At 53.6% G+C, this 10,963-nt stretch carries 10 protein-coding genes and 2 pseudogenes; 11 read left to right on the top strand and 1 reads right to left on the bottom strand.

What is annotated here, in order from left to right; translation table 11 throughout:
• The first annotated feature begins 198 nt into the window (after nucleotides 1-198).
• Entirely contained in the window at nucleotides 199-1,302 is a 1,104-nt protein-coding gene (locus tag FDW95_RS15735) for a branched-chain amino acid ABC transporter substrate-binding protein (protein ID WP_138140553.1), read from the top strand.
• An 86-nt stretch (nucleotides 1,303-1,388) separates the two neighbouring features.
• Here the strand turns inward: FDW95_RS15735 and panM are convergent, their stop codons facing one another.
• Complete coding sequence (gene panM, locus FDW95_RS15740) at nucleotides 1,389-1,772, bottom strand: aspartate 1-decarboxylase autocleavage activator PanM (RefSeq protein WP_115257270.1); 384 nt, start codon at nucleotides 1,770-1,772, stop codon at nucleotides 1,389-1,391.
• A 424-nt stretch (nucleotides 1,773-2,196) separates the two neighbouring features.
• On the opposite strand from panM, the gene livK reads away from it, so the two are divergent.
• The 10 genes and pseudogenes from livK to ugpE form a co-directional block, all read left to right on the top strand.
• The gene (gene livK, locus FDW95_RS15745) at nucleotides 2,197-3,306 is read left to right on the top strand and encodes a high-affinity branched-chain amino acid ABC transporter substrate-binding protein LivK (RefSeq protein ID WP_115257271.1); all 1,110 of its coding nucleotides are present in this window, start codon (nucleotides 2,197-2,199) and stop codon (nucleotides 3,304-3,306) included.
• 47 nt (nucleotides 3,307-3,353) lie between these two features.
• A complete protein-coding gene (gene livH, locus FDW95_RS15750; protein WP_096759229.1) occupies nucleotides 3,354-4,280 on the top strand; it encodes a high-affinity branched-chain amino acid ABC transporter permease LivH in 927 nt (308 codons plus the stop codon).
• Nucleotides 4,277-5,557, top strand: coding sequence for a branched chain amino acid ABC transporter permease LivM (gene livM / locus FDW95_RS15755; protein WP_096759230.1), 1,281 nt, complete (start codon nucleotides 4,277-4,279; stop codon nucleotides 5,555-5,557). The genes livH and livM overlap by 4 nt, the downstream gene beginning before the upstream one ends.
• Complete coding sequence (gene livG / locus FDW95_RS15760) at nucleotides 5,554-6,321, top strand: high-affinity branched-chain amino acid ABC transporter ATP-binding protein LivG (protein WP_096759231.1); 768 nt, start codon at nucleotides 5,554-5,556, stop codon at nucleotides 6,319-6,321. The genes livM and livG overlap by 4 nt, the downstream gene beginning before the upstream one ends.
• Nucleotides 6,322-6,338: 17 nt before the next feature.
• Nucleotides 6,339-7,051: pseudogene (gene livF, locus FDW95_RS15765) on the top strand (high-affinity branched-chain amino acid ABC transporter ATP-binding protein LivF).
• A gap of 99 nt (nucleotides 7,052-7,150) precedes the next feature.
• Nucleotides 7,151-7,432: a hypothetical protein gene (locus FDW95_RS15770; protein ID WP_115257272.1), complete on the top strand. Its 282-nt coding sequence runs from the start codon at nucleotides 7,151-7,153 to the stop codon at nucleotides 7,430-7,432.
• 20 nt (nucleotides 7,433-7,452) lie between these two features.
• A pseudogene (locus FDW95_RS15775) lies at nucleotides 7,453-7,722 on the top strand (dTDP-glucose pyrophosphorylase); the annotation flags it as partial.
• Between the two features lie 243 nt (nucleotides 7,723-7,965).
• The gene (gene ugpB / locus FDW95_RS15780; protein ID WP_115257273.1) at nucleotides 7,966-9,282 is read left to right on the top strand and encodes a sn-glycerol-3-phosphate ABC transporter substrate-binding protein UgpB; all 1,317 of its coding nucleotides are present in this window, start codon (nucleotides 7,966-7,968) and stop codon (nucleotides 9,280-9,282) included.
• Between the two features lie 104 nt (nucleotides 9,283-9,386).
• Nucleotides 9,387-10,274 (top strand): sn-glycerol-3-phosphate ABC transporter permease UgpA, encoded by an 888-nt coding sequence (ugpA, locus tag FDW95_RS15785; RefSeq protein WP_096759234.1) that lies wholly within the window; start codon nucleotides 9,387-9,389, stop codon nucleotides 10,272-10,274.
• Nucleotides 10,271-10,963, top strand: a 693-nt coding sequence (gene ugpE, locus FDW95_RS15790) for a sn-glycerol-3-phosphate ABC transporter permease UgpE (protein ID WP_249359156.1), incomplete at its 3' end; no start/stop codon positions are given. The genes ugpA and ugpE, both read left to right, overlap by 4 nt.

Below are 10,963 nucleotides of genomic sequence, written 5' to 3' on the forward strand. Positions count from 1 at the left end.
AAACGGGCCTTTCCTCCCCTCCCACCGACACGAATCTGTTATCTGGATGTAAAATTAGCTATTCCAAAATAATAAAAATCGGGTATGTTTTAGCAGAGTATGCTGCTAAAGCACGGGTAGCTATCCAATAATCGAAATAAAGTGCTGAACAACAACATCACAACACACGTAATAACCACAATAATGGGGATTGTCAGGATGAATATGAAGGGTAAAGCGTTATTGGCAGGATGTATCGCCCTGTCTTTGAGCAATATGGCCTTTGCTAAGGATATTAAAGTTGCCGTCGTCGGCGCGATGTCGGGTCCGGTGGCGCAGTATGGCGACCAGGAGTTTACCGGTGCAGAACAGGCGATTGCAGACATTAACGCCAAAGGCGGCGTGAAGGGTGACAAGCTGGTCGTGGTGAAATACGACGATGCCTGTGACCCGAAACAGGCGGTAGCGGTTGCCAACAAAGTGGTTAACGACGGGATTAAATACGTTATCGGTCACCTGTGCTCGTCTTCTACTCAGCCCGCGTCAGATATCTATGAAGACGAAGGCATTCTGATGATCACCCCGGCGGCAACCGCGCCGGAACTGACCGCGCGTGGCTATAATCTGGTGATGCGTACCACTGGCCTGGACTCTGATCAGGGGCCAACCGCCGCGAAATATATTGTTGAAAAAGTGAAGCCGAAACGCATTGCCATCGTTCACGACAAGCAGCAGTACGGCGAAGGTCTGGCGCGCTCTGTGCAAGACAACCTGAAGAAAGCGAATGCTGATGTGGTGTTCTTTGACGGTATCACCGCCGGTGAGAAAGACTTCTCCACCCTGGTGGCGCGTCTGAAGAAAGATAACATCGACTTTGTTTACTACGGTGGCTACCACCCGGAAATGGGGCAGATCCTGCGTCAGGCGCGTGCTGCTGGCCTGAAAACCCAGTTTATGGGACCAGAAGGGGTGGCGAACGTGTCGCTGTCTAACATCGCCGGTGAATCTGCGGAAGGCTTACTGGTGACCAAGCCGAAGAACTATGACCAGGTTCCGGCGAACAAACCGATCGTGGATGCCATCAAGGCCAAGAAACAGGATCCAAGCGGCGCGTTTGTGTGGACCACCTACGCTGCGCTGCAATCATTGCAGGCTGGTCTGAACCATTCCGACGATCCGGCTGAAATTGCTAAATACCTGAAAGCAAACTCTGTTGAAACCGTGATGGGGCCGCTGTCATGGGATGCGAAGGGTGACCTGAAAGGCTTCGAGTTCGGCGTGTTTGATTGGCATGCTAACGGTACGGCTACAGACGCTAAGTGAGTAACTGCCCGGTGGCGCTTTGCTTACCGGGCCTACAACGAGCACTTCATAGGCCGGATAAGCGTCAGCGCCATCCGGCTTTTTTATTACCGTTTCTCCCAGCCATCCGCCTGTGTGCTAAACCCTAATGCCTGCATAAATGCGGCCATCACGCCGCGGTCTTCCACGCCTACATCTGCCATCCACCATGAACTCACGTCAGGGTTTTCGCGGATCACTTCTTCGATCAAATACTGCCCGACGCCGCGACGGCGGGTGATTTCGCGTATGCGTAAGGAATCCAGCGCGCCTTGCGTACCGCTCAGGGTGACGCGTACTGCGCCTAACAGGCGCTCATTAAACCGCGCAGCATAGATCCGGTGAGCGTCATCGACGCGTAGAGATGAGGCGGAATATTCCGGCCAGATTTTGCCCAGATCAATGTTGTCCTGAGCACTAAAGTTTTCTAAACGAATGATGGTCAGCTTCATTGACAGCGTGTCCAAATCACAAAAGATGAAATCAGTGTACCGAAATAATTCCCCCGGACGCTTTCTCTTTTTTATGTGAATAACCAGGTGATTAATTTTATAACAACGATAATTACAGTTTGAAACATTAGGCATTGAAAAACAGGCAGGATATTACCCTAGGATGCAGCATTTTATTCCGCTCTTTGTGCCATTATTTTATGCTGACAAACGTGCTTTTTTTTGTTTATCTATAGTGAAAAGCAGAATATTATCTTTTCTTAATCGACTGAAAAATAGAGATTTTAGCGGTAATTTGCTTAAAAAACTGTGCTAAACCATTAATCAGACTGGTAAAAATAGTACAGTTCAAAAAAAGCACAGTCTGCTTTTTAACCATATAAATACAAAATAAATACACAACATCACGAATGGGGATTCAGGAATGAAAAGGAATGCGAAGACAATCATCGCAGGGGTAATCGCACTGGCAATGTCGCACACGGCTATGGCGGAGGAGATCAAAGTCGCTGTGGTCGGGGCAATGTCAGGTCCGGTCGCGCAGTGGGGCGATATGGAATTCAATGGCGCGCGTCAGGCGATTAAAGATATTAATGCCAAAGGTGGCATCAAAGGCGACAAGCTGGTGGGCGTGGAATATGACGACGCCTGCGATCCAAAACAGGCGGTGGCCGTGGCGAATAAAATCGTTAACGACGGCATTCAGTATGTGATTGGTCACCTGTGCTCATCGTCGACTCAACCTGCATCCGACATCTACGAAGATGAAGGCATCCTGATGATTTCCCCGGGTGCCACCAACCCGGAACTGACGCAGCGCGGTTATGCGCACATCATGCGTACGGCCGGTCTGGACTCCTCTCAGGGACCCACCGCGGCGAAATATATTCTTGAGACGGTTAAGCCTCAGCGTATTGCCATCCTCCATGATAAGCAGCAGTACGGTGAAGGACTGGCGCGCTCGGTACAAGACAGCCTGAAAGCGGGCAAAGCCAATATCGTCTTCTTTGATGGGATCACTGCCGGAGAAAAAGATTTTTCTGCGCTGATTGCCCGTCTGAAGAAAGAAAACATCGACTTCGTTTATTACGGCGGCTACTACCCGGAAATGGGACAAATGCTGCGTCAGGCACGCTCTGTGGGCCTGAAAACGCAGTTTATGGGACCAGAAGGCGTGGGTAATGCGTCACTGTCCAACATCGCGGGCGAGGCAGGCGAAGGCATGCTGGTGACCATGCCAAAACGCTATGACCAGGATCCGGCGAATAAGGCTATCGTCGATGCGCTCAAAGCGGACAAGAAAGATCCGACCGGACCATATGTGTGGATCACCTACGCCGCTGTGCAGTCGCTGGCAACCGCTTTGGATCGCAGCGGCAGCAAAGAACCGCTGGATCTGGTGAAAGATTTAAAAGCACACGGGGCTGATACCGTGATTGGGCCGCTGAATTGGGATGAAAAAGGCGATCTAAAGGGATTTGAGTTTGGTGTCTTCCAGTGGCACGCCGACGGGTCGTCCTCGGTAGCCAAATAATTATCCCACCGCCCGGTGATGCCGGGCGGGTATGAAAAGGTTTGCATATGTCCGAGCAGTTCCTCTATTTCTTACAGCAGATGTTTAACGGCGTCACGCTGGGAAGCACCTACGCGCTGATCGCTATCGGTTACACGATGGTGTACGGCATTATCGGCATGATCAACTTCGCCCACGGCGAGGTGTATATGATCGGCAGCTATGTCTCCTTTATGATCATCGCTGCGCTAATGATGATGGGTATTGATACCAGCTGGCTGCTGGTAGCGGCCGGATTCGTCGGCGCTATCGTGATTGCCAGCGCCTACGGCTGGAGTATTGAACGCGTGGCATACCGGCCCGTGCGCAGCTCCAAGCGCCTGATTGCGCTGATTTCCGCCATCGGGATGTCCATCTTCCTGCAAAACTACGTCAGCCTGACCGAAGGCTCGCGCGACGTGGCGCTGCCCAGCCTGTTTAACGGCCAGTGGACCATCGGCAGTAGCGAAAACTTCTCTGCCTCCATTACGACCATGCAGGCGGTTATCTGGGTTGTGACCTTTGTAGCCATGCTGGCGCTGACGATTTTCATCCGCTACTCGCGTATGGGCCGTGCGTGTCGCGCCTGTGCAGAAGATCTGAAAATGGCCAGCCTGCTCGGTATTAACACTGACCGCGTGATTGCGCTGACTTTTGTGATCGGTGCGGCGATGGCGGCAGTGGCGGGCGTGCTGCTCGGCCAGTTCTACGGCGTTATCAACCCGTATATCGGCTTTATGGCCGGGATGAAAGCCTTTACCGCCGCCGTACTGGGTGGCATCGGTAGCATCCCTGGGGCGATGATTGGCGGTCTGATTCTGGGTGTAGCGGAAGCGCTTTCCTCTGCGTATCTGAGTACGGAATACAAAGACGTGGTGTCGTTTGCACTGCTGATTATCGTGCTGCTGGTGATGCCGACCGGTATTCTGGGTCGCCCGGAGGTAGAGAAAGTATGAAACCAATGCACGTTGCGATGGCGCTGCTCTCTGCCGCCATGTTTTTCATCCTCGCGGGTGTCTTTATGGGCGTTCAGTTAGAGCTGGATGGCACCAAGCTGGTCGTTGATGTCGCCAGTGATATTCGCTGGCAGTGGGTGTTTATCGGCACCGGAGTCGTTTTTCTGTTCCAACTGCTGCGCCCGGCTTTCCAGCACAGCATGAAGCGAGTTTCCGGCCCGAAGTTTATTCTGCCGGCGATTGACGGCTCCACCGTCAAACAAAAACTGTTCCTGGTGGCGCTGCTGGTGATTGCCGTAGCGTGGCCGTTTATGGTCTCACGCGGCACGGTCGATATCGCCACCCTGACGATGATCTATATCATCCTCGGTCTGGGCTTGAACGTGGTGGTGGGGCTGTCTGGTCTGTTGGTGCTGGGCTACGGAGGTTTTTATGCTATCGGTGCTTACACCTTCGCGCTGTTGAACCACTATTACGGTCTCGGTTTCTGGACCTGCCTGCCGCTGGCAGGCCTGGTCTCTGCGGCAGCGGGTTTCCTGCTCGGCTTCCCGGTACTGCGTCTGCGCGGTGACTATCTGGCGATTGTGACCTTAGGTTTTGGTGAGATCGTCCGTATTCTGTTGCTGAACAATACTGAAGTGACCGGTGGCCCGAACGGCATCAGCCAGATCCCGAAACCGACTCTCTTCGGTCTCGAGTTCAGCCGTAGCGCCCGCGAAGGCGGCTGGGATACCTTCAGCAACTTCTTCGGCGTGAAGTATGACCCGTCTGACCGTGTGATTTTCCTCTATCTGGTGGCGTTGCTGCTGGTGGTTTTCTCACTGTTCGTCATTAACCGCCTGCTGCGTATGCCGCTGGGCCGCGCGTGGGAAGCCTTGCGTGAAGATGAAATCGCCTGCCGCTCGCTGGGTTTAAACCCAACGCGTATCAAGCTGACCGCCTTTACCATCAGTGCCGCGTTTGCTGGCTTTGCCGGCACGCTGTTTGCTGCGCGTCAGGGTTTCGTTAGTCCGGAGTCTTTCACTTTTGCTGAATCGGCCTTTGTACTGGCGATTGTAGTCCTCGGTGGCATGGGGTCGCAGTTTGCGGTGATCCTGGCGGCCATCCTGCTGGTGGTGTCACGCGAACTGATGCGTGATTTCAATGAATACAGCATGTTGATGCTCGGTGGTTTGATGGTACTGATGATGATCTGGCGCCCACAGGGGCTTCTGCCGATGACCCGTCCACAGTTGAAGTTGAAAAACGGGCAAGCGAAAGAAGGAGAGCAGGCATGAGTCAGCCATTATTATCCGTGAACGGCCTGATGATGCGCTTCGGCGGTCTGCTGGCGGTCAACAACGTTGAACTGGAACTGAGGCCACAGGAAATTGTCTCGTTAATCGGGCCAAACGGTGCGGGTAAAACCACAGTTTTCAACTGTCTGACCGGTTTTTACAAGCCGACGGGTGGGACGATCAAGCTGCGCGATCAGCATCTGGAAGGGCTGCCGGGCCAGCAAATTGCCCGCATGGGCGTGGTGCGCACCTTCCAGCACGTGCGTCTGTTCCGCGAGATGACGGTGATTGAAAACCTGCTGGTGGCGCAACACCAACAGCTGAAAACCGGTGTCTTCTCCGGATTGCTGAAAACCCCGTCTTTCCGTCGCGCCCAGAGCGAAGCACTGGACCGTGCTGCCACCTGGCTTGAGCGTATCGGTCTGCTGGAACACGCCAACCGTCAGGCCAGTAACCTGGCCTATGGTGACCAGCGTCGTCTGGAGATTGCTCGTTGCATGGTGACCCAGCCGGAAATCCTGATGCTCGACGAACCTGCCGCGGGGCTCAACCCGAAAGAGACTAAAGAGCTGGATGAGCTGATTGCTGAGCTGCGTAATCATCACAACACTTCAATCTTGTTGATTGAACATGACATGAAGCTGGTGATGGGGATTTCAGACCGTATCTACGTGGTGAACCAGGGCACGCCGCTGGCAAACGGGACGCCGGAACAGATTCGTAATAACCCGGATGTCATCCGCGCCTATTTAGGTGAAGCATAATGGGGGCGAGCCAAAAGATGGAAAAAGCGATGTTAACGTTTGACAAGGTGAACGCCACTACGGAAAGATCCAGGCGCTGCACGACGTCAGTCTGTATATCAATCAGGGTGAGATCGTGACGTTAATCGGTGCCAACGGTGCGGGTAAAACCACGCTGCTCGGCACATTGTGCGGCGATCCGCGAGCGACCAGCGGGCGCATTGTTTTTGATGGTAAAGACATCACCGACTGGCAGACGGCGAAAATCATGCGTGAAGCGGTGGCGATTGTCCCGGAAGGGCGTCGCGTGTTTTCGCGCATGACGGTGGAAGAGAACCTGGCAATGGGTGGCTTCTTTGTTGAACGCAACCAGTTTCAGGAACGTATCAAGTGGGTGTATGACCTGTTCCCACGCCTGCATGAGCGTCGTATTCAGCGGGCGGGCACCATGTCCGGCGGTGAACAGCAGATGCTGGCGATTGGCCGCGCGCTGATGAGCCAGCCACGCCTGCTGCTGCTTGATGAACCATCTCTGGGGCTGGCGCCGATTATCATCCAGCAGATCTTTAATACCATCGAACAGCTGCGTGAGCAGGGGATGACCATCTTCCTCGTCGAGCAGAACGCCAATCAGGCGCTGAAGCTCGCCGATCGCGGCTACGTGCTGGAAAACGGTCATGTGGTTCTGGAGGACACCGGCGATGCGCTGCTGGCCAACGAAGCGGTGCGCAGCGCCTATCTGGGCGGGTAATATTTCTTGAAATAGACCTGGGGCCGATGTGGCCCCTTTTTATTGCTCCATGTTATTATTGAGAATAATTATCAATAATAAAATGAACAAGGAGAAAGGATGCGACGTTCTGGCACCTGCATGATGATTGGAAGTCTGTTTTTGGCTTTATCATCCAGCGCTCAGGCATTGAAGCCGCAAACGTTCGACCCGCGCGACCCCGCTATCTGGGAAGAAAAAACCACCAATCCGTTAGCACAATCCAACTCGCCCTGCGAAGTATTCACCAGCTCGGTGTGCCCGAGTTGGGAAGATGAAAAATCGGATATCCAGCGTGAGCGTGAGCGGCGGGAGCAGCAGCGTTTACAGAATGAGTACGAACGACGCTGGCGTAGAGATTAAGGCCGGCAACGCTGTTGCTTGCCGTTACGCCAGTTGCGCTGCTGTATTCCTCTGTGGGAGTGCTCCAGCAGGTCGATCTGCGCAATCTGCCGGTGGAAGTCTGTGGTCGCGTGGTTTATCCCATCTCTTCGCTGAAACTTCCTGCGTTACGGGGAAAACGCATCATTAACGCCCAGTCACGCCAACTCAAGTTTCTGGAAAGCCTGGTGGCGATATCTCCCGAAGAAAACATCCATGGTATGCAGATCCTGGGTTTGGCGCTGGAATTTACTTTCGCGCAATCTTCCTGATTTTACTGGACTGATAAAATCCCTCCGTAGGCCGGGTAAGACATCACCACTACCCGGCTTTGTTGTGCACCACCCCGCATTTTCCTGTCACTACGCCTTCACTGCCTTGCCATCTCTCTGTCGCCTTACTATCTTTTTTTTGTAATAAAAAAGTTATTTTTCTGTCATTCGAGCATGTCATGTTACCCCCGCGAGCATAAAACGCGTGATATCGCGCATCCGGCACAACAAGAGAGATAACCGATGAAATCGTTACGACATACAGCTTTAGGACTGGCAATCAGCCTGGCATTTGCAGGTCAGGCACTGGCCGTCACCACTATCCCGTTCTGGCATTCAATGGAAGGCGAACTGGGTAAAGAAGTTGATTCACTGGCGCAACGTTTTAATGAATCCAATCCCGACTACAAAATCGTTCCGCAGTACAAAGGCAACTATGAGCAGAGCCTGAGCGCGGGGATCGCCGCATTCCGTACCGGTAACGCGCCTGCTCTGCTGCAGGTTTACGAAGTCGGGACGGCAACCATGATGGCCTCAAAGGCAATTAAGCCGGTCTATGAAGTGTTCAAAGAGGCTGGAATTAACTTTGATGAGTCTCAGTTTGTGCCGACGGTTTCCGGTTATTACACCGACTCTAAAACCGGACATTTGCTCTCCCAGCCGTTTAACAGCTCCACCCCGGTGCTGTACTACAACAAAGATGCCTTCAAAAAAGCCGGTTTAGACCCTGAACAGCCGCCAAAAACCTGGCAGGACCTGGCGGAGTACACCGCGAAGTTGAAGGCTGCAGGCATGAAGTGCGGCTATGCCAGCGGCTGGCAGGGGTGGATCCAGATTGAAAACTTTAGTGCCTGGAACGGTTTGCCGGTCGCCACTAAAAACAATGGTTTTGACGGTACCGATGCGGTGCTGGAGTTTAATAAGCCGGAGCAGGTGAAACATATTGCACTGCTGCAAGAGCTAAACAAGAAGGGTGATTTCAGCTACTTCGGGCGCAAAGATGAATCCACCGAGAAGTTTTACAACGGTGACTGTGCGATTACCACTGCTTCTTCCGGCTCTCTGGCCGACATCCGTCACTATGCGAAATTCAACTATGGCGTCGGTATGATGCCGTACGATGCCGACGTGAAAGGTGCCCCGCAGAACGCGATTATCGGCGGTGCGAGCCTGTGGGTGATGCAGGGTAAAGACAAAGAAACCTACGCTGGCGTGGCGCAGTTCCTTAACTTCCTGGCGAAGCCTGAAATTGCGGCTGAATGGCACCAGAAAACGGGCTATCTGCCGATCACCACCGCCGCCTACGATCTGACTCGCGAACAGGGCTTCTATGACAAGAACCCGGGGGCGGATACCGCCACGCGTCAGATGCTGAACAAGCCACCGTTGCCGTTCACCAAAGGACTGCGCTTGGGCAATATGCCGCAGATCCGCACCATCGTGGATGAGGAACTGGAAAGCGTCTGGACCGGTAAGAAAACCCCACAGCAAGCGTTGGATACCGCCGTTGAGCGCGGCAACCAGTTACTGCGTCGCTTCGAGCAGTCGACCAAATCTTAAGTGTATAAGTGCCTGATGGCGCTGCGCTTATCAGGCCTACAGCGTTTGTAGGCCGGATAAGGTGCTTGCACCGCCATCCGGCACCTTCCAGGAAAAGAACTGTCATGTCCTCATCCCGACCGGTGTTCCGCTCGCGCTGGCTACCCTATTTATTGGTGGCCCCGCAGCTGGCTATCACCCTTATTTTCTTTATCTGGCCTGCGGGTGAAGCGCTGTGGTATTCGCTACAAAGCGTCGATCCATTTGGTTTTTCCAGCCAGTTCGTGGGGCTGGATAATTTTGTCGCGCTGTTTCATGACCCGTACTACCTTGATTCGTTCTGGACCACCATCAAGTTCAGTACGTTAGTCACGGTAAGCGGTCTGTTGGTGTCGCTGTTTTTTGCCGCGCTGGTGAATTACGTGGTGCGCGGCAGCCGTTTCTACCAGACGCTGATGCTGCTGCCTTACGCGGTGGCCCCTGCCGTCGCTGCGGTGCTGTGGATCTTTCTGTTTAATCCAGGGCGCGGGTTGATTACGCATTTTCTCGGTGAGTTTGGCTACGACTGGAATCATGCGCAAAACAGCGGCCAGGCCATGTTCCTCGTGGTATTTGCCTCGGTCTGGAAGCAGATTAGTTACAACTTCCTGTTCTTCTTTGCCGCATTACAGTCTATTCCTCGCTCGCTGATAGAAGCCGCCGCGATTGACGGTGCGGGTCCAATCCGGCGCTTCTTCAAGCTGGCGTTGCCGCTGATTGCCCCGGTGAGTTTTTTCCTGCTGGTGGTGAATCTGGTGTACGCCTTCTTTGACACCTTCCCGGTGATTGATGCCGCCACGGCGGGCGGACCGGTGCAGGCGACGACCACGCTGATTTATAAGATCTACCGTGAAGGATTTGTCGGGCTGGATCTGGCGTCTTCCGCTGCACAATCGGTGGTGCTGATGTTCCTCGTTATTATTTTGACCGTGGTGCAGTTCCGCTATGTGGAAAGTAAGGTGCGTTACCAATGATTGAGAACCGTCGCTGGCTGACAATATTCAGCCACACCCTGCTGATTCTGGGGATCATGGTGATCCTGTTCCCGCTGTACGTTGCGTTTGTGGCGGCGACGCTGGACAACCAAGCGGTATATGACACGCCGATGACGCTGGTTCCCGGAACCCATCTGCTGGATAACATGCACACCATCTGGGTCAACGGGGTGGGCGTGAACAGCGCACCATTCTGGTTGATGATGCTCAACAGTTTCATCATGGCGTTCAGCATTACGCTGGGGAAAATCACGGTGTCGATGCTCTCCGCATTCGCCATCGTCTGGTTTCGCTTTCCGCTGCGTAACCTGTTCTTCTGGATGATTTTTATTACGTTGATGCTGCCGGTGGAGGTGCGAATTTTCCCGACGGTAGAGGTGATCGCCAACCTGAAAATGCTCGACAGCTACGCAGGTCTGACGCTGCCGCTGATGGCATCCGCCACCGCGACATTCCTGTTCCGCCAGTTCTTTATGACCCTGCCAGATGAACTGGTGGAAGCGGCGCGTATTGACGGCGCATCACCGATGCGTTTTTTCCGCGACATCGTGCTGCCGCTGTCAAAAACCAATCTGGCGGCGCTGTTCGTCATCACCTTTATTTACGGCTGGAACCAGTATCTGTGGCCGTTGTTGATTATTACCGACGTGAACCTGGGCACGGCGGTG

This window comes from Citrobacter sp. wls718 (assembly GCF_005280945.1).
GTDB classification, from domain to species: Bacteria; Pseudomonadota; Gammaproteobacteria; order Enterobacterales; family Enterobacteriaceae; genus Citrobacter; species Citrobacter gillenii.

Bases quoted from the DNA above. Each gene is read 5' to 3' on its own strand.
- livM (WP_096759230.1), top strand. From the start codon at position 4,277: ATGAAACCAATGCACGTTGCGATGGCGCTGCTCTCTGCCGCCATGTTT.
- ugpA (WP_096759234.1), top strand. From the start codon at position 9,387: ATGTCCTCATCCCGACCGGTGTTCCGCTCGCGCTGGCTACCCTATTTA.
- livG (WP_096759231.1), top strand. From the start codon at position 5,554: ATGAGTCAGCCATTATTATCCGTGAACGGCCTGATGATGCGCTTCGGC.
- livH (WP_096759229.1), top strand. From the start codon at position 3,354: ATGTCCGAGCAGTTCCTCTATTTCTTACAGCAGATGTTTAACGGCGTC.
- FDW95_RS15770 (WP_115257272.1), top strand. From the start codon at position 7,151: ATGCGACGTTCTGGCACCTGCATGATGATTGGAAGTCTGTTTTTGGCT.
- FDW95_RS15735 (WP_138140553.1), top strand. From the start codon at position 199: ATGAATATGAAGGGTAAAGCGTTATTGGCAGGATGTATCGCCCTGTCT.
- ugpB (WP_115257273.1), top strand. From the start codon at position 7,966: ATGAAATCGTTACGACATACAGCTTTAGGACTGGCAATCAGCCTGGCA.
- panM (WP_115257270.1), bottom strand. From the start codon at position 1,772: ATGAAGCTGACCATCATTCGTTTAGAAAACTTTAGTGCTCAGGACAAC.
- livK (WP_115257271.1), top strand. From the start codon at position 2,197: ATGAAAAGGAATGCGAAGACAATCATCGCAGGGGTAATCGCACTGGCA.